19 protein-coding genes and 1 riboswitch are annotated in these 22,617 nt (G+C 69.1%); of the genes, 12 read left to right on the top strand and 7 right to left on the bottom strand.

Features of this window, described 5'->3' with window-relative positions; translation table 11 throughout:
* Positions 1–105: 105 nt before the first annotated feature.
* On the bottom strand, positions 106–861 hold the full coding sequence (locus tag CSW64_RS13215) for a sigma-70 family RNA polymerase sigma factor (protein ID WP_099622558.1): 756 nt from the start codon (positions 859–861) through the stop codon (positions 106–108).
* Positions 794–1,171 carry a HEAT repeat domain-containing protein gene (locus CSW64_RS13220; protein WP_099622559.1) on the bottom strand — a complete coding sequence of 126 codons (378 nt, stop codon included), beginning with the start codon at positions 1,169–1,171 and terminating at the stop codon, positions 794–796. The genes CSW64_RS13215 and CSW64_RS13220 overlap by 68 nt, the downstream gene beginning before the upstream one ends.
* A 179-nt stretch (positions 1,172–1,350) precedes the next feature.
* On the opposite strand from CSW64_RS13220, the gene CSW64_RS13225 reads away from it, so the two are divergent.
* Positions 1,351–1,869, top strand: coding sequence for a hypothetical protein (locus tag CSW64_RS13225; protein WP_099622560.1), 519 nt, complete (start codon positions 1,351–1,353; stop codon positions 1,867–1,869).
* Here CSW64_RS13225 and CSW64_RS13230 read toward each other — a convergent pair.
* From CSW64_RS13230 to CSW64_RS13240, 3 genes are read right to left on the bottom strand one after another with little or no spacing between them, the layout of a single operon-like run.
* Positions 1,866–4,151 (bottom strand): CHASE2 domain-containing protein, encoded by a 2,286-nt coding sequence (locus tag CSW64_RS13230; RefSeq protein WP_172448546.1) that lies wholly within the window; start codon positions 4,149–4,151, stop codon positions 1,866–1,868. The two genes, CSW64_RS13225 and CSW64_RS13230, sit on opposite strands and share 4 nt — an antisense overlap.
* Before the next feature lie 56 nt (positions 4,152–4,207).
* Positions 4,208–5,521 (bottom strand): FecR domain-containing protein, encoded by a 1,314-nt coding sequence (locus CSW64_RS13235; RefSeq protein WP_099622562.1) that lies wholly within the window; start codon positions 5,519–5,521, stop codon positions 4,208–4,210.
* Positions 5,518–6,225, bottom strand: a complete 708-nt coding sequence (locus CSW64_RS13240) for a response regulator transcription factor (RefSeq protein WP_099622563.1) — start codon at positions 6,223–6,225, stop codon at positions 5,518–5,520. The genes CSW64_RS13235 and CSW64_RS13240 overlap by 4 nt, the downstream gene beginning before the upstream one ends.
* A gap of 316 nt (positions 6,226–6,541) precedes the next feature.
* Between CSW64_RS13240 and CSW64_RS13250 the strand changes: the two genes are divergently transcribed.
* A complete protein-coding gene (locus CSW64_RS13250) occupies positions 6,542–7,126 on the top strand; it encodes a hypothetical protein (protein ID WP_099622565.1) in 585 nt (194 codons plus the stop codon).
* On the opposite strand, the gene CSW64_RS13255 is transcribed toward CSW64_RS13250, so the two are convergent.
* Positions 7,123–7,752 (bottom strand): TetR/AcrR family transcriptional regulator, encoded by a 630-nt coding sequence (locus CSW64_RS13255; protein ID WP_172448547.1) that lies wholly within the window; start codon positions 7,750–7,752, stop codon positions 7,123–7,125. The two genes, CSW64_RS13250 and CSW64_RS13255, sit on opposite strands and share 4 nt — an antisense overlap.
* Positions 7,753–7,861: 109 nt before the next feature.
* Between CSW64_RS13255 and CSW64_RS13260 the strand changes: the two genes are divergently transcribed.
* The 4 genes from CSW64_RS13260 to CSW64_RS13275 all read left to right on the top strand — a co-directional run bounded on the left by CSW64_RS13260 (position 7,862) and on the right by CSW64_RS13275 (position 12,479).
* Positions 7,862–9,271 carry an efflux transporter outer membrane subunit gene (locus CSW64_RS13260; protein ID WP_099622566.1) on the top strand — a complete coding sequence of 470 codons (1,410 nt, stop codon included), beginning with the start codon at positions 7,862–7,864 and terminating at the stop codon, positions 9,269–9,271.
* A 24-nt stretch (positions 9,272–9,295) separates the two neighbouring features.
* Positions 9,296–10,462 carry an HlyD family secretion protein gene (locus CSW64_RS13265; protein ID WP_099622567.1) on the top strand — a complete coding sequence of 389 codons (1,167 nt, stop codon included), beginning with the start codon at positions 9,296–9,298 and terminating at the stop codon, positions 10,460–10,462.
* A 15-nt stretch (positions 10,463–10,477) separates the two neighbouring features.
* Entirely contained in the window at positions 10,478–12,016 is a 1,539-nt protein-coding gene (locus CSW64_RS13270) for a DHA2 family efflux MFS transporter permease subunit (protein ID WP_245863692.1), read from the top strand.
* Between the two features lie 184 nt (positions 12,017–12,200).
* The gene (locus CSW64_RS13275; protein ID WP_099622568.1) at positions 12,201–12,479 is read left to right on the top strand and encodes an HU family DNA-binding protein; all 279 of its coding nucleotides are present in this window, start codon (positions 12,201–12,203) and stop codon (positions 12,477–12,479) included.
* 61 nt (positions 12,480–12,540) lie between these two features.
* Here the strand turns inward: CSW64_RS13275 and CSW64_RS13280 are convergent, their stop codons facing one another.
* Positions 12,541–13,602, bottom strand: coding sequence for an ABC transporter substrate-binding protein (locus CSW64_RS13280; RefSeq protein ID WP_172448548.1), 1,062 nt, complete (start codon positions 13,600–13,602; stop codon positions 12,541–12,543).
* A gap of 92 nt (positions 13,603–13,694) precedes the next feature.
* On the opposite strand from CSW64_RS13280, the gene CSW64_RS13285 reads away from it, so the two are divergent.
* The 6 genes from CSW64_RS13285 to CSW64_RS13310 all read left to right on the top strand — a co-directional run bounded on the left by CSW64_RS13285 (position 13,695) and on the right by CSW64_RS13310 (position 22,574).
* Complete coding sequence (locus tag CSW64_RS13285; RefSeq protein WP_099624239.1) at positions 13,695–14,357, top strand: response regulator transcription factor; 663 nt, start codon at positions 13,695–13,697, stop codon at positions 14,355–14,357.
* Positions 14,354–15,766, top strand: a complete 1,413-nt coding sequence (locus CSW64_RS13290; protein ID WP_172448549.1) for a sensor histidine kinase — start codon at positions 14,354–14,356, stop codon at positions 15,764–15,766. The genes CSW64_RS13285 and CSW64_RS13290 overlap by 4 nt, the downstream gene beginning before the upstream one ends.
* 198 nt (positions 15,767–15,964) lie before the next feature.
* Positions 15,965–16,054, top strand: a riboswitch (glycine riboswitch).
* Between the two features lie 237 nt (positions 16,055–16,291).
* Positions 16,292–19,012, top strand: coding sequence for a TonB-dependent receptor domain-containing protein (locus CSW64_RS13295; protein ID WP_099622571.1), 2,721 nt, complete (start codon positions 16,292–16,294; stop codon positions 19,010–19,012).
* Positions 19,013–19,087: 75 nt separating this feature from the next.
* On the top strand, positions 19,088–21,031 hold the full coding sequence (locus tag CSW64_RS13300) for a S9 family peptidase (protein ID WP_172448550.1): 1,944 nt from the start codon (positions 19,088–19,090) through the stop codon (positions 21,029–21,031).
* 110 nt (positions 21,032–21,141) lie between these two features.
* Positions 21,142–22,089 (top strand): amidohydrolase family protein, encoded by a 948-nt coding sequence (locus CSW64_RS13305; protein ID WP_216361173.1) that lies wholly within the window; start codon positions 21,142–21,144, stop codon positions 22,087–22,089.
* 164 nt (positions 22,090–22,253) lie between these two features.
* On the top strand, positions 22,254–22,574 hold the full coding sequence (locus tag CSW64_RS13310) for a hypothetical protein (RefSeq protein WP_099622573.1): 321 nt from the start codon (positions 22,254–22,256) through the stop codon (positions 22,572–22,574).
* Positions 22,575–22,617 lie beyond the last annotated feature (43 nt).

Genomic DNA, 22,617 nt, shown 5'->3' on the forward strand with positions numbered 1-22,617 from the left:
GGTATTACGCCGTTCTCCTGACTCGGACCAGCAAGCAGCATGCCACTCAGGGCTGCAAATTCACCACAACGAACGCTGTTCGATAACTTCCGCAACGGAAGGCGGCTAGGCGGCGCGACGCCCTTCAACCCAGCGCCGGCGGACAATCTCGGCGTCGCGGGTGATGACCGCGACCGCCTGGTGTGCGGGCATGTCGTCGCGCGGCGGCCGGCCGGCGAGCGCGCCGCGCAGCTCCTGCCGCGCCCGCGCCACCCGGCTCTTGACCGTGCCCAGAGGGCAGCCGGCCGCGGCGGCCAGGTCCTCGTAGGAAACCCCCGCCACCCCGACCAGCAGCAGCAACTGCCGGCGCTCCTCCGTCATGGCGTCCAGCGCGCGCCGCGCGTCGTCCAGGTCGAAGGCCGACTGACGATCATCGACGGTCGCCAACATCGCTTCCATCTCGGGCTCGAGAGGATCGGTCCTGCGGGCCGATCGCCGCTGGGACAGGAACCGGTTGCGCAGAATGCGGAACGTCCAGGCCTTCAGGTTGCTGCCCGGTTCGAACCGATCGCGGTACTTCAGGGCGTTCACGATCGTATCCTGGACCAGATCGCCGACGTCGTCCGCGCCCTTGGTCAAGTACCGCGCCCAACCCGTCAGGTCAGGAACAAGTCTAACCAGTTCTCGCTTGAAGACTTCTTCGTCACCCATGTTAACCCAGCAGACGTTGGACGCCCCCGCGGAATAAATTCTAGGGTGACCTGCTCTCCAACCCAACAGGCGCGCTTGTAAACAATTGTCGCCCGGTAGAGATCTAGCGCTCGGACATTCGACGGCCATCGGCGCCGGGAAAGGCGATGACGTTGGCGCGCAGCCGATCATCCGGGATCGGCTGCCGCCGCGGCGCCTCGCGGGACAAGGCCTCGGCGGCGGCGATCCTCACCGCCCCTTCGGGATCCGACAGCGCTTCACGGACGGCGTCGCGGGCCCCGGGATGGCGCATCCGCCCCAGCACCTTGATCGCCGCGACCCGGCTGGCGGCGTCGCCGGCCACGGCGCGTCGGATCAGAACCGAGGTCGCCTCATGCCCGCCGTCCCGGCCCAGAGCCTCGAAGAGTTGCTGCCGTTCCGCGGCCGAAAGGCCCTGGCGCGACAGCGCGTCCACCAACTGCAGAATGGAGAGCTCGAGCATGTCGGCGGTCTCCCTTCGAGGCCGGCGCCGAAACGACGGGTCACGACCCGGTCCAGATCGGGCCCTTCAAGCCCTAGCCCCAAACGCGGCTAGGCCCGTGTAAACAATTGCAAAGACGGGGCGTTTGCGCCGTTGAGCGGCTATAAGACGCTTCAGGGCCACTCCCCCCGGGTTCGGTGATGACGATCAAGCTTGCACCCCTGCTGTTGCTCCCGCTGCTGCTGTCGGCATGCGCCGCCGGCGCTCCGAAGGCTGTCGCGACCGGGCCTGGCCCATCGCCGAGCAGCGACTATCGCGTCGCTGCGGCGACGCCCGAGGCCGTTCCGCTCGCGCCGCTGATCGAAGCCCGGCTGCGGGAAATGGGCTTTCAGCCAGCCTCTGAGGCCGCCAAGGGCCGGTACCTGGTCGAGTTGAGCTACGGCGAGCGCCCCACGACCGTGGGCGTGCACGACCAAGCCACCCCGCCGCCGACCGCAGACGATCCGGCCTGGCGGGTCGCGCCCGCCCGCCGCCAGTGGTGGAAGGATCCCGATCTGCGCGCCTGCCGGCTGACCGTTCGAATCTCGGAGACCGCGACCGGGCGCGAAGTCTACCGCGTCGAGACCTCCGCCAAGCGACGCAAGGCGCGCTGCGCCGAGGCCGCGCCCACGCTCGTCCAGGCCGCCCTGCCCGCCGTCCCGCTCGCCCCGGCCCCCTAGGCGGCGGGAAGACTCACCGAGAAGGTCGCCCCCTCGCCGAGCCTGCTTCGGCAGCTCACGGCGCCGCCGTGCCGTTTGACCACCGCCTGGACGAAGGCCAACCCCAGGCCGACGCCGTCGATCCCCCGCGTCTCGGCCGAACGCCAGAACCGTTCGAACAGGTGCGCCAGCTGCTCTTCGCTCATGCCGGGGCCGTCATCGGCGACCTCGCAGACGATCTCGCGCCCGCCGTCTCCGTCGCGGGCGAACACCCGGCAGTCCACGCGACCGGCCTCGCGACCGTACTTCACGGCGTTGCCGATCAGGTTGATGAGCACGCGGGTGAGCAGGGACCGATCAGCCATGACCAGATGTTCGCTGTCGCCCACGTCGGTGGACACGGTGATCTTCCGGGCCTGCGACTGCGGCCACAGGTCGTCGACCGCCTCGATCAGCAGGTCGCCGAGGTCGACTTCCTCCAAGACGTACTGGCGCGTCTCGGCGCGCGCGAGGTGTACGAAACTGTCCGCCAGGGCCAGGGTGCGCCGGGCATATCCGGCGATCCGGGCCGCAACCGGCGGCTTCACCTCCGCCTTCCCGGCGTTCTCCAGAACGGCCAGGATCGAGACCTGCGGCGAGCGCATGTCATGCGTCAGAAGCTGAAGGATGTGCTCGCGCTGTCGCCCGGCCGCTTTCAAGGCGGTGATGTCGGTGAAGCGCACGATCCATCCCGCCGGCCGGCCGTCGACATCCGTCAGCGCCGTGCGCCGCACGTTGAACGTCTCGCCGCGAGGGGTCTCCATCTCGATATCAGCTGCGCCGGAAGCTTGGTTCGCCTCATCGCCATCCGCTTCGGCGTCGGGCTCCACGACGCTCATCGTCGCGGTCAGGTCCGCCACCTGCGCGCCGACGGCCGGCCGGCCGCTCAACCCCTCGAACAGTTGCTCGGCTTCGCGATTGGCGATGATCACCCGCTCGTCCAGACCGGTGACCAGGGTCGCATCGGGCAGCCCCTGAAGCGCATCCGTCACGAAGCGGCGCAGGTCGCGGGCCCGGGCGATCGCCCGGCTCAGCAGGTCCAGCTGCCGGCCGATCACATCGCTCGGCGGAGCCGCGCCGCCGCGCGAAAGCGCCGACAGCACGTCCGGCTCCTCGGCGAACTGCCGAAGCTCCTCGACCATATAGGCGCTGCTGGCCTCGAGCCGACGCCAGCTCCAGAGCGGATAGACCAGCAGAAGGCCGGCCAGGGCGGTCACCGGGCCGATCCAGACCTCGGCCAGCAGGAACAGCATCATCGACAACCCGACGACGCCGATCATCAGGCCCAGGCCCAGAGCCATGTTGGCGCGGGGCCGCAACCATAGAAACCCCGCCAGCAACAGCCACAACGGAACGACCGCGAAGACAATCCGCCCCCAGGCCTCGGCGGGCGTGATCGTCGAGTCCGTCAGCAAGGCGTCGAGCAGGTTCGCCTGCAGCTCGACGCCGGGCATCACCCGCGTCCCGCCCGACAGCGGCGTGGCGTGCCTGTCGCCAAGCCCGTCGGCGGTCGCGCCGACCAGGACGAGCTTGCCGCGAAGGAACTCGGACGGAACCTCGCCGCGGAACAGATCGACGAATGAGATGCTGCGGAAATGTCCGGGCGGCCCAGCGAAGGAGATGAGCACCGGCCGCTCGCGCGTCAGGGCGCCGACCACGGGAGCCGACGCGCCGGCGTCAGCGCGTTCATAGGCCGGCGAAGGACGCCCCCGTTCGGCGCGATAGAGCAATTCAGTCAGATGCGGCCAAACGCGGCGGCCATCGCTCTCCGACAGGAAGGCCCGCCTCACCACGCCGTCCGGATCGAACTCGACGTTCACCTGCCCAATACCCGCCGCCGCCGCCCGCAGAGGCTCGACGGGCGGCAAGGGATCAAACGCCGCGCCATCCTGCCCCGGAACGTCGAAGGTCATCGGCAGATAGACCGGCGTCGTCTTCATCGCATCGGCCAGCCGGATATCCTGAGCCGGGTCACGGTCCGGATCGACGAACAGCACGTCGTAGCCCACGGCCTTGGGGCGGGCTTCGGCGAGCCGCCGGAGCCCGGCGTCGTGGTGCGAACGCGGCCAGGGCCAGCGTCCCAACGCGGCGATGCTGCGGTTGTCGATCGTGACGATGACGATCTCTTCGGACGGCGCACGGACCGAGAGCTTCGCCAGGGTGTCGAAAATGACGTTGTCGGCCCGCTGGGTCAGCTGCCCGGCCGCCAGCAGGGCGACCGCCAGGGTGGCGATGACAGCCACGGTCAGCCATTCGATCAGCACGCGGGGACGTGGAAAGCCCGAAGCTCGTCGCCGCGTGTCGATGCTCCAGCCCTCCGTCAGCCGCCGGTCTCGAACTTCTGGGCGGGCGCCCATTTCTCCACGAAACGCCCGCGGGCGAAGGTCCGTGACATCACGCGCCAACTATAGGCTCCGGCCGGCAGATCGGTCACGGTGATCTGCGGCTCCGTCAAGCCGATCTCGTCGATGACGGGAACCGGATCGCCCTCACGAACCAGTTGGAACCGATAGACCCGCTCCCCGGCGCCGCTGACCGTCCAGCGGAACAGGTACTGCCGCCGCCGCTTCTCGCCGCTGGCCTGAGGCGCCTGAAGGTCGAGCGTGTTCAGGGCGCGCTCGAAGGCATAGGCGGCCGGCACGCTCTCCAGCCCCCCGGCGTCGACGGTGGTGGTCCGGAGGAAGTAGTCCCCGTCCGGCAGAGCGTTGAAGGCGACCAGCGGCGCATTCGACTGCGTCTCGGCGACCACGTCCAGGAAACCGGCGTCGGCGGCGATCTCGGCGCGGTAGGCGACGGCGTCGGCCGCGGGCGTGATCGGGAAGGCCACGACCGGGTCATCCTGGCTCCGCCCGGGGGCGGCCAGACGCGGCGGCGGCGGCAACGGACGAGCGGTCAGGCGGCCGTCGGCGGCCGCCGTCGCGCCCTGCGCCGCCGCGATTACGGTCGGCTCGGACGCCTCCGTATCCATGGTCACCGAGCCTTCCACGACCTCGGTGCTCGCACGGCGTTCGTCCGGCTGGTACCAGACGCGGAACTCCGTGCCCCGGACCGCCGACACCGACATCGGCGTGCGAACGATGTAGCGGTCCTGCGGAGAGGTCAGAGGCATGACCTTCGATCGGCTGCGGCCGGCCTGGACGCTCAATTCGCGATCCACCGCGCCCGTCAGCAACGTCCGGCGCAGACGGTCGAGCCGGATCCGACTCTGCGACGGCAACGTCACCCGGGAACCGTCCTCGAGATCCAGCCGTGCGAACGCGTCCGCTCCGGTCGAGATGACCGCTCCCTCGGGAAGCAGCATGGCCTTCGTCGGCGCGATCGTCCGACCGCCGGCCTCGATGCGGACATCGCCCCGGAACGCGCCCAGCCGGGCCTCGGTCGGCTCCGTGCGCAGCAGGCGGATCGGCACCGTCAGCCGCGCGCCGACCGGCAGGCGGCGAGGATCGGCGACCTTGTTTCGACGCTGGACGACGCCGTAGTCCCCGACCCTGACGAAATAGCGCTGGGCGAGGTCGTAGAGCGTATCGCCCTTGCGCACCTCATAGACCGTCACGGCCTCCGCGCCGGCGGCGGCGCCGCACCACGCCACGGCGAGTCCGGCGCTCGCCGCCGCGATGAGGAGCTCCCGTCTCATCCCTCGATCGTCGCCTTTTCTTCCAGCCGCTCCAGGCGATAGCCGTAGCTGTAGACCGGCGCCAGGCGGAAACCGTTCTCCGGGCGCAGGTTGAGCTTGGTCCGGATACGCGAGATGTGCATGTCCAGCGTCCGCGTCGGCAGGTCGGGGTTGCGCCCCCAGACCGCCTCGAGAATATGTGCTCGCGACAGGGCCCTGTGGGTGTTCCGGAACAGCAGCAGCGCCAGGCCGAATTCCTTGGCCGTCAGCGCCACCGGCTCGCCGCGCACCGTGACCGTATCGGCCGGAAGGTTGAAGGCGTAGTCGCCGAACGTCTCGATCCCGCCGCCGCCGCTCTCAGGATAGGCGCGGCGGAGCAAGGCGTTCACGCGGGCGAGCAGAACCGTCGGCTGGACCGGCTTGATGACGTAGTCGTCCGCGCCGGCGTTGAGCCCCTTGACCACGTCCCCCTCGTCGGAGCGGCCGGTCAGCAGCAGGATCGGCGGCGGCGAGGCGAGATTCTCGCGCGCCCAGGCGATCGCCTCCAGTCCCGTCAGGTCCGGCAGGTTCCAGTCCAGCACCAGGAGATCGTAGGTCTCGCGTCGCAGCGCCGCGATCAGCGCCTTGCCGGCATGGAAGGTCTGACAGCTGTGCCCGGCCTCGCTGAGCAACCTCGAAACAGTTTCAGCCTGCGCTTCGTCGTCGTCCAGCGCCGCTATTCTCATTCCTCAACCCACGGAAGCTTCTGAACATCCCCCCGGACGTTGACGTTCCTGGACCATAGCAGGGAACGCCGGTTCGGCGAGGCACGACGTTTGTAAACAATCGCAAATGTTGCACCAGTTTACGCCGCCCGCCGCTTGGACTGCGTTAGCGCTTTAATCCGGGACGGCCGCTCGATCGGCCAAGTGGGCGTGAGGGTGATGTCTTGCTGATCTTGGTCGCGGTCGGAGCAGGCTTGGCCCTGTGGATCGGCCTGATCGTCGCCCAGGGCCTTGTGGTCCGCTGGGCGCTCTCTCGCCCCCACGGAAGCGACGGTCAATGACCGGCGAAGACTTCACCGACGACTTCGAACGCGCCGCCGCCCGCCTGCCGCAGAGCGCCCTGACGCCCTGGCTTCTGCTCATGTTCGACGCCATGACCCGCCTGCGGGCTCATGTCCTGGTGGCGATCGCCGACCCGGAGCGGTTCGGCGACTTCCTGCGCGCGGCCCGGGAGGACTATGTCGGCGCGGCGAACCAGACCTCGTCCCGGCTTCGCCGACTGGCGCTGCTGATGATCAATTTCACCGACGGCCCGCCCATCGACGCCCTGGGGGCCATCGTCTCCCCGCTGGAGACGACCACGGCCAAGGGCGTAACCGCCTGGCGCAGGCTCGTCGACGCCCTGCGCTTCCTGCACATCGCCAGCGGAGCCTTCGCGACGAGCCGCGCCTCCGCCACGGCGGACGATCTGGCGCGAGCCGATCCCATCCTCATTCGCGAAGTGCGCTCCGCCTTGCCGGCCATCGAGCGACTGTGCCTGATCCTGGCCAAGGCCCAGCCCATCGTCCCGCACCTCTGGGAAGGCGGTCTGCTCGGCCTGGCCGAGATCACGCCCGAGGAAGACCCCGAGCCTTCGGCCTAGGCGCGATAGGCGCGCAGGAAGGTGTCCACCGCGTTGGCGACCTGACGTTCAATGGTCGCCTCGTCCGGGGGCTCGATCGCGTTCCAGAGCCGCGGCTGATAGACGCCGGAAATGGCCAGGTCCTTGAACTGCTGCGCGGCCACCAGCGGGTCGGCGCGGCGCAGGACGCCCTGGTCCATCATCTCCTCGAAGACGGCCGCCATGCGGGTCATGATCACCCTCGGGCCCAACTGGTAGAAGCCGCGCCCGATCTCGGGAAACCGCTCGCTCTCACCCACAACCAGTCGATTGAGGGCCATGGCGTCGGGTTCGAGCAACAGCTTCAGGAAGCTGCGGGCGTAGTGCTCCAGCCGCGCGCGCAACGAGCCTTCTTCATGCTCGATGTCGAACAGCGTCTCCGCCCTGGCCGAGCACTGTCGCTGCATCACCGCCTGGAACAGTTCCTCCTTGGAGCGGAAGTAGTTGTAGAGCGTGCCCTTGGAGCCGCCCAGGCGCGCGGCGATGGTCGACATCGAGGTGGCGGCGTAGCCCTCGGCCAGGAAACAGGCCTGCGCCACGTCGAGAATATGATCCCGGCGTACGTCGCGACGCTCGTCGCGCTTGGATTGGGGCGCAGTCTTCACCATCTGACCATCCTGTACGGTTGGGCCTTGACGTCGTCCAGCCGCTATAACATATGACCGTACCGTACGGTTTTCTAGCCGCACACCCCATCCAGAGTCTGCGAGAAGCCGTATGGCCCGCGTCATCGCCCTCCTCTCCGCATCCGCCCTGGCGCTGTCGGCGTGCGCCGCCGTGCCCGATCTCGGCGCCAAGCCAGACCTCAAGACCTCCGCGTCGCTGGCCAGCGCCCAGAGCCTGGCGGCGCCCGCCGCCGACTGGCCGGCCGACCGCTGGTGGACCATCTACGGCGACGCCCAGCTGGACGCCCTGGTCGACGAAGCCCTCGCCGGATCCCCGCCCCTGGCCCAGGCCGAGGCGCGGCTGCGCGCCGCCCAGGCCCGCGCCCAGCAGAGCCGCGCGGCCCTGCTGCCCAGCGCGACGCTGAACGGCCAGGCCGCGGAGACCAAGCAGAGCTACAACAACGGCATCCCCCCGGCCTTCGTGCCGGAGGGCTACAACGACACCGGCCGCGCGACGCTGGACCTGTCGTGGGATCTAGACCTCTGGGGCCGCAACCGCGCCGCCCTCGCGGCGGCGACGTCCGAGGCCGAGGCGGCCCGCATGGACGCGGCCCAGGCCCGGCTGATGCTGACCACCGGCGTCGTCGCCGCCTATGCCGACCTGGGCCGCGCCTTCGCGGAGGCCGAGACCGCCCGACAGGCGCACGAAAACCGCGAGGCGACCCGCAAGCTCGTCGCCCAGAAGGTCGCCAACGGCGCGGCCAACGAGGGCGAGCTGCGCCAAGCCGAGGCGGGGCTGGCCACGGCCGAGCACGATCTGGCCGCCGCCAACGAGGCGATCGACCTCGGCCGCGACCAACTGGCCGCCCTGCTCGGCGCCGGACCCGATCGCGGCCTCGCCATCGTCCGCCCGGCCCGAGCCGCGCCGACGACCTTCGGCCTGCCGGCCAACCTGGCCGCCGACCTGCTCGGCCGCCGGCCCGACCTGCAGGCCGCCCGACTGCGCGCCGAAGCGGCCGGCAAGCGGATCGACGTCGCCCGCGCGGCCTTCTATCCGAACGTCAACCTGGCCGCCTTCATCGGGGTTCAGTCCCTGGGCCTCGACATGCTGACCGAGTCCGGCTCGGACGTCGGCCAGGCCGGCCTGGCGCTGAGCCTGCCGATCTTCCAGGGCGGACGCCTGTCCGGCGCCTACCGCGGGGCCCGCGCCGACTATGACGCGGCCGTCGCCGCCTACAACGAGACCCTGATCCAGGCCCTGCGCGAGGTGTCCGACGCCGCCGCTAGCGAACGGGGCCTGACCACGCGCCTTTCCGCCGCCCGCGACGCCCAGGCCAAGGGCGAGGAAGCCTATCGCATCGCCAAGCTCCGCTACGAAGGCGGGCTGGACAACTACACGGTCGTTCTCGGCGCCGAGAACGCCCTGATCCAGCAGCGCCGAACCACCGCCAACCTGGAATCTCGCGCCCTCACCCTCGACGCCGCCCTGGCTCGCGCCCTGGGCGGCGGCTTCCGCCTCTGACCCCCTCCCCCAAGGTCATCTCCCATGCCCGACGACATCGGATCGACGCCGCAAGCGGGCGCCGCCACCGGCGCCCTCCCCTCGACCGCCGCCAGCCCGAACGGCGCCCGCCGCAAGCGGCTGTTCCTGATCCTCGGAGCCCTGATCGTTGTCGCAGCGCTGCTGTGGCTCCTGTACTGGCTGCTGGTCGGTTCGCGCCACGTCACGACCGACAACGCCTACGTCCAGGCCGACGTGGCGCAGGTCAGCGCCCTGGTCTCCGGCCCCATCGTCTCCGCTCCCGTACGCGAGACCCAAGCCGTCAAGACGGGCGACGTGCTGGCCGTGATCGACCCCGCCGACTACCGGCTGGCGGTCGACCGGGCCCGCGCCGAGCTGGGCCAGGCCGAGCGCCGCGTCGGCCAGTACTTCGCCAACGACGAGGCCTTCGCCGCCCAGACCGCCGCCCGCGACGCCGACATCGCCCGGGCCGACGCGGCCCTGGCCAGCGCCCGTTCGGACTTCAACCGCGCCCAGGTCGAGTACGGGCGCCGCACCAACCTGTCGGCCTCGGGCGCGGTGTCCGGCGACGAACTGACCCAGGCCGAGAACCGCTACGAAGCCTCGCGGGCCGCCCTGACCGCCGCCCAGGCGGGCGTCGCCCAGGCGCGCGCCGCCGCCGCCCAGTCGCGCGGCCAGCAGCGCGCCGCCGCCGCCCTGATCTCCGGGAGCAGCGCCGCCGACAATCCCGAGGTCGCCGCCGCCCGCGCCCGCCTGGCCCAGGCCGAGCTCGACCTCGAACGCACGGTGATCCGCTCGCCGGTCGACGGCCTGGTCACCCGCAAGACCATCCAGGTCGGCCAGAAGATCGCCAACGGCGCGCCGGTGATGAGCGTGGTCCCGATCCAGTCCGCCTTCGTCGACGCCAACTTCAAGGAAGTGCAGCTGCGCAAGGTGCGTCCCGGCCAGCCGGTCGTTCTGACCAGCGATCTGTACGGCAAGGGCGTGAAGTTCCACGGCCGCGTCCAGGGCGTGGCGGGCGGCACCGGCTCGGCCTTCGCCCTGATCCCCGCCCAGAACGCCACCGGCAACTGGATCAAGGTGGTGCAGCGCATCCCCGTGCGCATCGTGCTCGACCCCAAGGAACTGGCCGAGCATCCGCTGCGGGTCGGCCTTTCGATGGACGCCGAAATCGACATTTCCGGCCGCTAGCCGAAGGAGCGCGCGGTGTCGCAACAGAACCCTCCGGCGGCCCTGCCGCCGCTGACGGGCCTGCCCCTGCTGCTCACGGGGCTGCTGCTGGGCCTGGCCAACTTCATGGTGGTGCTCGACATCACCATCGCCAACGTCGCCGTGCCGCATATCGCCGGCAGTCTGGCCGTCTCGCCCAGCCAGGGCACCTGGGTCATCACCTCCTACGCGGTGGCCGAGGCCATCACCGTGCCGCTGACCGGCTGGCTGGCCATGCGCTTCGGTGCGGTGAAGGTCTTCGTCATCGGCCTGATCGGCTTCGGCGTCTTCTCGATCCTGTGCGGCCTGGCGCCGACCTTCGGCGCCCTGGTGCTCTTCCGGATCCTGCAGGGCCTGTGCGGCGGCCCGATCATGCCGATGTCCCAGACCCTGCTGCTGCAGATCTTCCCCAAGGAACGCGCGCCCCAGGCGCTGGGCATCTGGAGCATGACCACCGTCGTCGGCCCCATCGCCGGGCCGATCCTGGGCGGCGCCCTGTCGGACAACATCGGCTGGCACTGGATCTTCTTCATCAACATCCCGGTGGCCTTCGGCGTCGCCTTCCTGGCGTGGAAGCAGCTGTCCAAGCGCGAGAACCCGACGCGCCGCGTGCCGGTGGATTATGTCGGCCTGATCCTGCTGGTGGTCTGGGTCGGCTCGCTGCAGATCGTGCTCGACAAGGGCAAGGAGCTGGACTGGTTCTCGTCGAGCTTCATCGTGATCCTGTCGATCGTCGCGGTGATCGGCTTCGCGGCGTTCCTGATCTGGGAGCTGACGGCCGAGAACCCGATCGTGAATCTAAGGATTTTCCGCCACCGCGGTTTCGCGGTCGGGGTGACGACGCTGTCGCTCACCTTCGGGGCCTTCTTCGCAACCGTGGTGCTGATCCCGCTCTGGCTGCAGACCAACATGGGCTACACCGCCACCTGGGCCGGCTACGCCGCCGCGTTCCAGGGCATCCTGGCGGTGGTCATGTCGCCGATCGTGGCCAGCCAGGTCGCCAAGCGCGATCCAAGGGCCCTGGTCTCGTTCGGGGTGTTCTGGATGGCGGCGATCGCGCTCTGGCGAAGCCATTTCGCGACCAACGCCGACTTCATGGTCATCGCCATGCCGCAGCTGCTGCTCGGCTTCGCAATGCCCTTCTTCTTCATCCCGACCCAGAGCATCGCCCTGTCGTCGGTGAAGCCGGAGGAGACCGCGGGGGCGGCGGGGATCGCCAACTTCCTGCGGGTGACGGCGGGCGCCTTCGCGACCTCGATCATGACCACCTCCTGGGAGAACACGGCCAGCGTCAAGCGCACCGACCTGGCCGGCGCTCTGAACGGAGCGCAGACGACCATGGACGGCCTGGTGGCGCAGGGCTTCACGCCCGACCAGGCCAGGGCTCAGCTCGAAGGCCTGGTCCAATCGCAGGCGGTCATGCTGTCGACCAACCAGATGTTCGTGGTCACCGCCATGGTGTTCGCGATCGCGGCGGCGACCATCTGGCTGGCCCCGCGTCCGGCCCGAGTCGCGGCCCCCGGCGGGGGGCACTAGCGGCGGTCGGGGTCGTCTTGACACGGCGTGATAGGCATGGAGGGGCGGTTTTCCCCCGTTTTGGGGCCCATAATGGGCAGAAACCCATACGGGACGGCCTGTTTCCGGTTGCGACTCATGCCATCACGGCATGCAAGAGGTTCGCAGCGTGCGAGCTTCACTTTCCATTCGTGGAGTTTGCAGAATGAACGTTTCCGATCTAGTCGACGCCGCCGTCGCCGCCGACGACAAGCTGACCAAGGCTCAAGCCAAGGCCATCATCGACGGCGTCTTCAAGGCCGTGACTGAAGCCGCCGTCCGCGGCGAAGAAGTCTCGATCCCCGGCTTCGGCAAGTTCAAGGTCCAGGCCAAGCCGGCCCGCACCGGCCGCAACCCGGCCACCGGCGCGGCCATCGAGATCGCCGCCAGCAAGAAGGTCGCGTTCCAGCCGGCCAAGCAACTGAAGGACGCCGTCAACGGCTAACTTCAGCGGAAGCTGACATTGAAGGGCCCCGGCAGCGCTGCTTCCGGGGCCTTTTTCTTGTCTAACGCGGCGGCGATGCGCCGTCGGCCGCTTCTCCCGCCAGCATCGCGCGCCACTCACGCAGGACCCGGTCGCGGCGAGCTTGATCGAGATTGGCCAGCAAGGCCGGACCGACGCGGATCGGAGTCGCGCCGTCGGGAGACGCCCCGTCCGCGGCGTCGATCACCGGCGTGAGCCGGCTCTCGCGCAGCTTCGCCTGGCCCTCAGGCGACATCAGATAGTCGAGAAACAGTCGCGCCGCGTTCGGATGCGGCGCCGCGCGGGTGACGAAGGCCACCCGCGAGACAGTGAAATGATAGTCGGTCGGCGTCTGATAGACGACGCCTCGGTCGTTTCGAGCCGCCCAGGAGTCAGCGTAGGAACGGTTCATGTTGAAGGCGATCAGGTGCTCGCCCTTGGCGACCTTGCTCAAGATCGTCCCCCCCGGCACGTAGAGACCCGGCCGGCTGTGCGCGATCGCCTCCATCAGGGTCCAGGCCTCGGGGTACTTCTGCAGATCCGCCGACAGATACATGAAACCCACCCCGCTCTGCTCAGGGTCATAGAGAGCGATCCGCCCTTGCCAGCGTTCAGGATCGTCGCGCAGCGAGGCCAGCAGCTCGGCGTGGCTTCTCGGAACCTGGTCGGGCGGCAACAGGCGGCTGTTGTACGCGAAGCCGACCGGCTCCGCCGTGACGCCGAAGCCCTGGTTGCGCCACACCGCCCAGCGCGGCAGCCGTCGGGCTTCCGGGCTCTTGTAGGTTTGGGCGTAGCCGTCGTTGATCAGCTTGACCTGGATGTCCATCGACGAGCTCCAGACGAGGTCCGCGACGGGCGCGGACGACGCGGCCTCGGCGAGAACCGCCGATTGGATCTGGCTTGAGGTCAGCTCGCGATAGGTCACCCTCACCTGCGGATACCGCCTCTGGAAGCCGGCCACGACCGGCCCGCCCATGTCGGTGTTGGCGTAGACGACGACCCGACCCTCGGCCTGGGCGCGTCGCACGACCGGCGACGCTGTGGCCTGCCCCAGGGTCGACGGCTGGCACCCCGCCAGGAAGGCCGTGATCACGACAGCGCCCATCCAGGCTGCTGCCGGCTTGACGCGATCGAACAGCTGGCGTCGGATGTCGCTCCCCCCTCGGTCGCCTTGATTACCGCGTTGCACCATCGGCCATGAAGATACTTGTTGTCGAGGACGACGCCCCCCTCCGACGGTCGCTGGCGGCCACCTTGGAAGGCTCGGGCCATCAGGCTCATTGCGTCGCCACGGGCGAAGCGGCGCTGAAGGTCTCCGCGGACACCGCGTTCGACGCCATGATTCTGGACATCGGGCTGCCCGACATCGACGGCTTCGAGATCCTCGGGCGACTGCGACGCTCGGGCTCGACCCTGCCGGTCGTGATGCTGACCGCCCGCGACGCCGTGCGCGATCGAGTCGCCGGCCTGGACATGGGCGCCGACGACTATGTCCTGAAGCCCTTCGAGCCGGAGGAACTGGTCGCCCGTGTCCGTGCGGTGGCGCGGCGGACCATCGGTGCGGCCTCCGCCTCGGTTGTGGTCGGCGAACTGGTGTGTGATCTCGATGGAGGGACCGCTCGCGTCGGCGACCGCATCCTGGACCTCCGTCCCCGCGAATGGGCGGCGCTGAAGGTGCTGGTCGGCCGCGCCGGCCGAGCCGTAAACCGCGCCCTGCTCGCCGCCGAGATGTTTCCAGGCGACGAATCCGTCGCGCCGAACGTGCTGGACGTCCACGTCGGCCGTCTGCGCCGCAAGCTTCAGCCGGACGGTCCCAGCCTGCGCACGCTCAGAGGACTCGGCTACAGGCTCGACCCGTGAGGCGCTCACCGCCCAGCCTGGTGCTGCGCCTGCTGGTCGCTCAGATCATCCCGCTGGCCCTGTTGGCGGCGGCGTTGGCCGCCGGAGGCGCGATCGTCGCCCACAGGATCGTGGAGCGCACATCCGATCGCCTGCTGGCCGGCTCCGTGTCGGCCATCGTCGAGCAGATCGGGGCCGAGAACGGCCAGGCGACGGTGTCGATCCCGCCCTGGTCGCTCGGCCTGCTGGATGGGCCGGAACGCGACGCGGTCTTCTACAGCGTGCGCCAGGGCGACCGGCTGGTCACCGGCTATTCCGACCTGCAGGCCGCCGCGCCGCCACCACCGAACGAGATGCGGTTTCGCGACGGCCGCATCCGGGAGATGCCGATCCGCATCGCGGAGACCACGGTCGACGTGCCCGGCGTCGCCGACCCGATCGTGGTGGTGGTCGCCCAGACCCTCGACTCCCGGCGCGCAGGTGTCCTGGAGCTGTTGTCCGGCCTCATCGCGCTGCCTGTCCTGCTGGTCGGCGGCGCGGCCCTGCTGATCTGGCCGGCCGTTCTGTGGAGCCTCCGCCCCCTCGACCGGCTGGTCCGACGCCTGACCGACCAGTCCGCCGGTCGCCGCGCGGACTACGCCCCCGCCGACCTGTCGCGAGTGCCGGTCGAGATCGCGCCGGTCGTGCGGGCCTACAACGGCCTGCTGGCCAGCCTCGAGCGCTCGGCCTCGGCCCTCGAGCGCTTCGCGCCGGACGCCTCCCACCAACTGCGCACGCCGCTATCGGTGATCACCGCCAACCTCGCCCTGCTGGCCGGCCGGAGCGGGAGCCGCGACGAGAGCGCGGCCCTGATCCAGGACTCCCGAGACGCCTCGGCGCGTCTCAACCTGATGCTCAAGCAGCTGCTGGCGCTCGCGCGGGCCGAAACGGCGGCGGCGTCGGGGCAGGCCGACCTGCAGGAAGTCGTCGACCAGGTCGTACTCGATACGGCGCGCAACCATCGTCACGCGCGACTGCATCGACGGCTCCCCGCCTCCGCCCTGACCGTCCGGGGTGATCCGGTGCTGCTGGTCGAGCTGCTGAACAACCTCGTCTCGAACGCGGTCAACTACGGCGGCGGCGAGGTCTTCCTCTGGGCGCCGCCGGTCGGGACTGACATCACCGTTCTGGTCTGGGATCGCGGCCCCGGCATCGCCGAAGCCGACCTGGCGCATCTGGCCGAGCGATTCTACCGCGGCGACCAGGCGCGCGGCGCGGACGGCGCCGGCTTGGGCCTCGCTATCGTGCATGCGATCTCGGACGCCTTCGGGATCGCGATCGAAGTGCAGAATCGGCGGCGGCGAAAAGGGCTGGTTGTGCGATTGCGCTTCAGTCCCGCCCATATTCGCGGCACCCAGGCCACAGGTTCGCCTCCTCTCGCGCAAATATGACCGGTCGGCGAAAATTTGTTCGAGGCCGGCCAATCTGTCAGAGACCTGTCACGCTCAATCCAAGCGCGTCGCCGGCGCCGCCGCCAGGTTGTGCACGCCGCAGACGGCGGCAATATTCCACCAAATATTTGACACTTATCGATCCTTCATTGCTCAAATGCCCGATTTGACAGCCATAATGGGTTGATCCTTACATTAGGCGCTCTTGCGGGAGAGATCAGGTTTCGGCCTGACGCCGAAGGCGCAACCGCCCCGGAAACGCTCAGGCAAACGGACCGCAGGGCAAGGACTGAAGCTGGAAAGTGGATCGGCGCGCGCGCCGGTCTCGCCGACGGAGCAAGGGCCCCTGGGGCTCGAATCTCTCAGGCAAGAGGGACAGCGGGGGCAGTACGGCCGGAAGACGGAAGTCCCGTGCGCGGCGCCGCCGCGTGACGGGACGCCGCCTTCCACTCGGCAAGCGACGGCAGAGCGCGATCCGGGGAGGAGGCCAAACCAAACGTCGCTCGCGAGAACAGGGGATTTCGCATGACTCTTTCCAGCCGCAGGCGCTCCCGCCTGCTGACGACCTGCAGCCTGACGCCCGCCGTCCTGGCCGCCTGCGTGGCCGGCGCCGCCGTCGCCCAGACCGAAGACGCCTCCGAGGTCGAGGCCATCGTCGTCACCGGTTCGCGTATCGACCGCGCCGGTTTCGAGGCGCCGACTCCGACCGTGAAGATCACCGCCGAGCAGCTGACCGTCGGCGCGCGCAGCAACGTCGCCGCCGCGCTGAACGACATGCCGCAGTTCCGCGCGACCACCTCGCCGCAGACCACCGGCACCAACACCGGCGCCGGCAACGCGCCCCTCGACCTGCGCGGGCTGGGCATCAGCCGCACCCTCATCCTGCTGGATGGTCGCCGCTTCTCGAGCGAGAACGACCTGAACGCGATCCCGAACGTCCTGATCAAGGGCGTCGACGTGGTCACCGGCGGCGCTTCGGCCGCCTGGGGCTCGGGCGCCGTCGCCGGCGTCGCCAACATCACGATCAACCGCACCCTCGAGGGCGGCAAGTTCGGGGCGCAGTACGGCATCTCGTCGTACGACGACGCGGAAGAGTTCCGCTTCGAAGGCGCCTACGGCGCCGCCTTCGCCGACGGTCGCGGCCACTTCGTCATCGGCGGCGAATACCTGCACAACGACGGCGTCACGCCGAAGGTCTCTCGCCCCAACGTCGGCCGCTGGGCCCAGGTTTCAGCCGGCCCCGACACCGACGCCTTCATCAACGTCGGCGATGTCGGCTTCTCCAACGCCGCCTATGGCGGCCTGATCCTGTCCGGCATCTACAAGGGCAAGGTCTTCAACCCCGACGGCTCCCTGCGCAACTTCCAGTACGGCCGGGTGGACAAGACGCTGATGGTCGGCGGGGAAGGCCCGTCCAACGACGACCTGAGCCCCCTCGTCACGCCGCAGCAACGCTACAATCTCCTCGCCAGCGTCACCTACGACCTGACCGACAACGTCAAGCTGACGGCCGACGTGCGCCACGCCCGGATGTGGAACGACTACATCTGGTTCGGCGACCACAACCGCGGCAACCTGACCATCAAGTCGGACAACGCCTTCCTGCCGCAGGCCATGAAGGACGCCCTGGCGTCGGCGGGCGAGACCAGCTTCACGATGGGCCGATTCAATTCCGACCTGTCCTACTCGCGCATCGACTTCGAGCGGGTGACCACCCAGCTGACCTTCGCGCTCGACGGCACGATCGGCGACGGCTGGCGCTGGAGCGGCTACGTCAGCCACGGCGAGTACGAGAACAACATCGACACCCCCGGCTTCCTGCTGACCAAGGAGTACGCCCAGGCCGTCGACTCCGTCCTCCGCCCCGGCACGAACACCCCGATCTGCCGCGTCGCCCTGACCGACCCGAGCACCAACTGCGTCCCGATCAACCTGTTCGGCCTGGGCGCGCCCAGCAAGGAAGCCATCGCCTACGTGACCGGCACGCCGCAGCAGCGCGCCCGCACCACTCTCGACGTAGGCGGGATCAGCCTGCGCGGCGAGCCCTTCAGCCTGCCCGCGGGCGATGTCTCGATCGCCGTGGGCGCCGAAGCCCGGCGCGAGAAGGTCGTTCAGCACGCCGGCGCGCTCGACCGCGCCAAGGCGTTCCAGACCTTCAGCTTCTCGGACATGAGCGGCGAGTTCACCGTCAAGGAGGCCTTCGCTGAAGTCCTGGTTCCGCTCGTCGCGGACGTGCCGGTGTTCAACCGCCTCGAACTGAACGCCGCCGCGCGTATCTCGGACTACGACACCAGCGGATCGATCTGGTCCTGGAAGGTCGGCGCGACGAACGAGTTCTTCCCGGGCTTCCGCGGCCGCATCACGCAGTCACGCGACATCCGTTCGGCCAACCTGACGGAGCTCTTCACCACGACAACGATCGGCTACAACTGGATCAACGATCCGAGAACGCCGACGAGGCCCGCCGAAACCGTCTACGTCAAGAATATCGGCGGCGGTAACCCGAACCTGAAGCCCGAAACGGCGGACACGCTCACCCTGGGCGTGACCTATGCGCCGCCGGCGATCGCCGGGCTGAACATGTCGCTCGACTACTTCCATATCAAGATCGACGACGTCATCACCACGATCGCGCCGCAGGACGTCGTTACGCGCTGCTCGCTCGGCAACCTCGACCTCTGCTCGCGGATCACCCGCGACAACGCCGGATCGCTCCTCGAGACCCGCTCGACCTACGTGAACCTGTCCAAGTACGAGACCGACGGCTTCGACGCCGAGGTTTCCTACACCACCTCGCTGGACAGCTTCTTCGAAGGCGCGCCGGGCCGCGTGAACCTGCGCCTCGTCGGCACCTGGGTGAACAGCCTGACGACCGACGACGGCGTCAAGGAGATCGAGTACGTCCGCTCGCAGGGCTACTCGTTCGGCCTCGGCGTGCCGAAGCTCCGACTGAACGGCACGCTCGGCTGGAAGGGCGACGACGCCAGCGCCTACATCCGCGCCCGCTACATCTCCGAGGGCGCGTACAACAGCACCGTCAAGCTCGTGAACAACCACATCGAGGCGTTCACCTACGTCGACATCGGCGGCACGGTGAACCTGCCTGACTTCCAGGGCAACAAGGTCGAGCTCTACGGCAACATCACCAACCTGTTCGATAAGGATCCGCCTCCGGGATCGCTGTACTCGCCCTACTACGACGTGATCGGCCGGTACTTCACGGTCGGGGCGCGGCTGAGCTTCTGACGCCGGCCTGACGCCCAGCCGCCGGTCCCTCCCCCAGCCTCGGGGACCGGCGGCGCCCTCTTTCTGGAGTTCCCGATGATTTCCCGTATCGCCCTCGCGATCGCTATCGGACTGACGGCCGCCCCGGCCCTGGCCGAAGCCCCCCGCCCCGCCGCCATCGTCGCCGACGGCCTGCCGCCGATCCCCGACGCCCTCGTCGCCGCGACCCAGCCCTACATGCAGGCGCGCCGCGCCGACTTCCTCGGCTGGAACCCCGTCGACCGCTCGATGCTGGTCAAGACCCGCTTCGGCAACGCCAACCAGGTGCACGCCGTCGGCGCGCCTGGCGCGGATCGCCGCCAACTGAGCTTCGAGAACGAGCCGATCCTGACCGGGGCGCTGTCCCCGGACGGCCGCACCCTGGTGGTGCAGAAGGATCAGGGCGGCGCCGAGTTCTACCAGCTCTACACCCTGGCCGACGGCCGCCTGACCCTGTTGACCGACGGCAAGAGCCGCAACTGGTTCGGCGCCTGGAACCGGGACGGCAGCCTGATCGGCTACTCCTCCACGCGCCGTAACGGGACCGACGCCGACCTCTATGTCAGCGATCCCGGCAAGCCCGGCTCCGAGCGGATGGTCGCCCAGGTCAGCGGCGGCGGCTGGAACATCGCCGACTTCTCCGCCGACGGCCGCACCGCGCTGATCGTCAACCGGATGTCGATCAACAAGGCGGTCGTCTACGAGCTGGATCTGGCCGGCGGCAAACTGACCGCCGTGACTGATCCCAAGGGCGAGGTCTCCTACGTCGGCGCCCGGTACGCTCCGGACGGGTCGATCTGGGCCACGTCCGACAAGGACTCCGACTTCCTGCGCCTTGGCCGGATCGAGCGGAAGGGCGGCAAGTTCGTCCCCGTCAGCAAGGACCTCCGCTGGGACGTCAGCGATTTCGCGGTCTCGCCGGACGGAAGCTTCGTCGCCTACGCCGTCAACGAGGCGGGCGTGTCGCGCCTGCGCGTCCTGGATGTCGCCACCGGCGGGGTCCGCAACGTCGACGGCCTGCCCGCGGGGGTGATCCCCTACGCGATCGGCTCGGCCATCGAGATCGCGCCCTGGGGCGACATCGGCCTGAGCCTGTCCTCGGCCAAGGTGGCCGGCGACGCCTTCTCGATCGATTCCAAGACGCTGAACGTCACCCAATGGACCCGCAGCGAAACCGGCGGCCTCGACCCGGCGGCCAACGTCGAGCCGCGCTTGGTCGAAATCCCCAGCTTCGACGGCGAGACGGTGTCCGGCTTCCTCTATCAGCCCGACCCGGCCAAGTTCCCCGGCAAGCGGCCGCTGATCGTCGACATCCACGGCGGACCGGAAGGCCAGACCCGGCCGGAGTTTCTGGGTCCGTACAACTATATGCTCAACGAGCTGGGCGTGGCGCTGTTCTTCCCGAACGTCCGTGGCTCGAGCGGCTACGGCAAGCGGTTCGTGAACCTCGACAACGGCCCGTGGAAGCGCGAGGACTCGGTGAAGGATATCGGCGCCTTCCTCGATGTCCTGGCCAAGGAGCCGTCGCTGGACACCGATCGCTTCGCGGTGACCGGCCTCTCCTACGGCGGCTACATGTGCTACGCGACGACGATCCGCTACGGCGACCGCCTGAAGGGCGCGAACTGCTACGTCGCCATCTCCAACTTCGTCACCTTCCTGGAGAACACCCAGTCCTACCGGCGCGATCTGCGTCGGGTGGAGTATGGCGACGAGCGTGATCCCAAGCAGCGCGCCCAGCTTCAGGCGATCTCGCCGCTGACCAGCGTAGACAAGATCAAGATCCCGATGCTGATCGCGACGGGCGGCAACGACCCGCGCGTGCCGGCCTCGGAGGCGGACCAGATCGTCAAGGCCATCCGCGATAACGGCGGTCAGGTCTGGCACCTGCTGGCGCAGAACGACGGCCACGTTTTCCGCAAGAAGGAGAACGAGGACTACTACTTCTGGACCGGCCTGGAGTTCTGGCGGCGGACGCTGCTGAACGACACGGCCAAATGACCCTTGGGGCGCGACGACGCCCCTCTGCCGTCGCGCCTCCTTTTTTCTTCCTCCTGGAGCGGTCCATCAACGCCCTTCGCGTCGCCCTCGTCGCATCGGCGTTCGCCGCCTTGCCCGCCTTCGCCGCCGAGCCTGCGGCGTCGGCGGTGCGGGTCGATCACCACATGCACGTCCACTCGCCGGCGATCCTAGGGTTCCTCGAAGGCTACTGCGCCAGCCCCGGACGGACCTCGCCCTGCCCGCCCGCCTTCACCAAGCCCCTCACGACCGATGATCTGCTCAGGGATATGGACGCCGCCGGCGTTCAGAAGGGCTGGCTGATGTCGACGGCCTATCTGGCGCAGAGCCCGATGATGGTTCCGGCCGCGCCGAACGCCGTCGACATCCTGCGGTCCGCCAACGACTTCACCGTCGCCCAGGCCCGCGCGCATCCCGACCGCCTCGCCGCCTTCATCGGCGTCAATCCGCTGACCGACGCCGCGTCGCCCGAGATCGCTCGCTGGAAGGGCGACCCGGCCGTGACCGGGATCAAGCTCCATCTCACCAACTCGGGTCTGGACCTGCGCGCGCCGGATCAAACTGCAAGGCTCGCGGCCGTGTTTCGCGCCGCCGCGGCCAACGGCTGGGTCATCATGGTCCACATGCGCACCCGGGCGGAAGACTACGGCGCCCGGGATGCCGAGATCTTCCTGCGCGACGTCCTGCCCGCGGCCGGCGACGCGCCGGTGCTGATCGCGCATGCCGGCGGCTGGGGCGGAACCGACGTCCACACGCTCGGCGCCCTCGGCGCCTTCGCCGATGCGATCGAACGCGAGCCTGCCATGCGAGACCGGTTGTGGTTCGACCTGGCCCAGGTGTTCAACGACAAGACCGCCACATCCGACCTGCAGGCCCTGGCCGGCCTCATCCGCCGGATCGGCCCCGACCGGTTCGTGACCGGCTCCGACTGGCCCTTCGCCGAGGACCTGAAGGGCTATTACGCCAGGACTTATCCGCGGCTGCCGCTGACGACGGAGGAGTGGCGCGCCGTCTCGGCGGCCGAGCCGGCGCGGAGATGACTTGAACCAAAGGGCGCGATCCGTTATCCGCCCTTCCAAGCGCCGATTTATTCCGAATTGCGGGCGCGTAAACAAATGCCGCTAAAGAGGAAGACCCGTGCGACCAGACCACAGTCCTGTGCGTACGGCGGCTTCGTCGGCGGTGAGCCTATGGAGCCTCACCCATGTCAGCTTCCGCTGCCTTCGCTTCTCCCTCCATCCGTGACGAGGACTACGCCGCGCTCGACGGCCTGGCCGGCGGCAAGCCCCTGCGCCACCGCTACCGCATCACCTGCGCCACGCCGCTGGTCGTCGCCGACCTGCTGACCGCCGCGCAGGACGCGGGCGCCGCCGTCGGCGACCTGCATCTGGCCGGCTACGGCGAGCATCACGAGATCCGCCTGCGCCTGACCGGCATCGGCTCCGCCGAGGCTCGCGGCCTGTCCGACCGCTTCCACGGCCTCGCCGGCGTGACCGCCTGCCAGGTGGAGCACCAGTGGACCTGACGGCTTGCCCGACCTAGCGGCGCCTCGCGTATCCTGGTGAAAA

This window comes from Caulobacter mirabilis (assembly GCF_002749615.1).
Classification (GTDB): Bacteria; Pseudomonadota; Alphaproteobacteria; order Caulobacterales; family Caulobacteraceae; genus Caulobacter; species Caulobacter mirabilis.

Coding starts and splice junctions, on each gene's coding strand:
- CSW64_RS13215 (WP_099622558.1), bottom strand. CDS start 861: ATGATCGGCTGCGCGCCAACGTCATCGCCTTTCCCGGCGCCGATGGCC.
- CSW64_RS13265 (WP_099622567.1), top strand. CDS start 9,296: ATGCCCGACGACATCGGATCGACGCCGCAAGCGGGCGCCGCCACCGGC.
- CSW64_RS13310 (WP_099622573.1), top strand. CDS start 22,254: ATGTCAGCTTCCGCTGCCTTCGCTTCTCCCTCCATCCGTGACGAGGAC.
- CSW64_RS13285 (WP_099624239.1), top strand. CDS start 13,695: ATGAAGATACTTGTTGTCGAGGACGACGCCCCCCTCCGACGGTCGCTG.
- CSW64_RS13275 (WP_099622568.1), top strand. CDS start 12,201: ATGAACGTTTCCGATCTAGTCGACGCCGCCGTCGCCGCCGACGACAAG.
- CSW64_RS13300 (WP_172448550.1), top strand. CDS start 19,088: ATGATTTCCCGTATCGCCCTCGCGATCGCTATCGGACTGACGGCCGCC.
- CSW64_RS13255 (WP_172448547.1), bottom strand. CDS start 7,752: ATGGTGAAGACTGCGCCCCAATCCAAGCGCGACGAGCGTCGCGACGTA.
- CSW64_RS13260 (WP_099622566.1), top strand. CDS start 7,862: ATGGCCCGCGTCATCGCCCTCCTCTCCGCATCCGCCCTGGCGCTGTCG.
- CSW64_RS13250 (WP_099622565.1), top strand. CDS start 6,542: ATGACCGGCGAAGACTTCACCGACGACTTCGAACGCGCCGCCGCCCGC.
- CSW64_RS13220 (WP_099622559.1), bottom strand. CDS start 1,171: ATGCTCGAGCTCTCCATTCTGCAGTTGGTGGACGCGCTGTCGCGCCAG.
- CSW64_RS13295 (WP_099622571.1), top strand. CDS start 16,292: ATGACTCTTTCCAGCCGCAGGCGCTCCCGCCTGCTGACGACCTGCAGC.
- CSW64_RS13280 (WP_172448548.1), bottom strand. CDS start 13,602: ATGGGCGCTGTCGTGATCACGGCCTTCCTGGCGGGGTGCCAGCCGTCG.
- CSW64_RS13240 (WP_099622563.1), bottom strand. CDS start 6,225: ATGAGAATAGCGGCGCTGGACGACGACGAAGCGCAGGCTGAAACTGTT.
- CSW64_RS13225 (WP_099622560.1), top strand. CDS start 1,351: ATGACGATCAAGCTTGCACCCCTGCTGTTGCTCCCGCTGCTGCTGTCG.
- CSW64_RS13235 (WP_099622562.1), bottom strand. CDS start 5,521: ATGAGACGGGAGCTCCTCATCGCGGCGGCGAGCGCCGGACTCGCCGTG.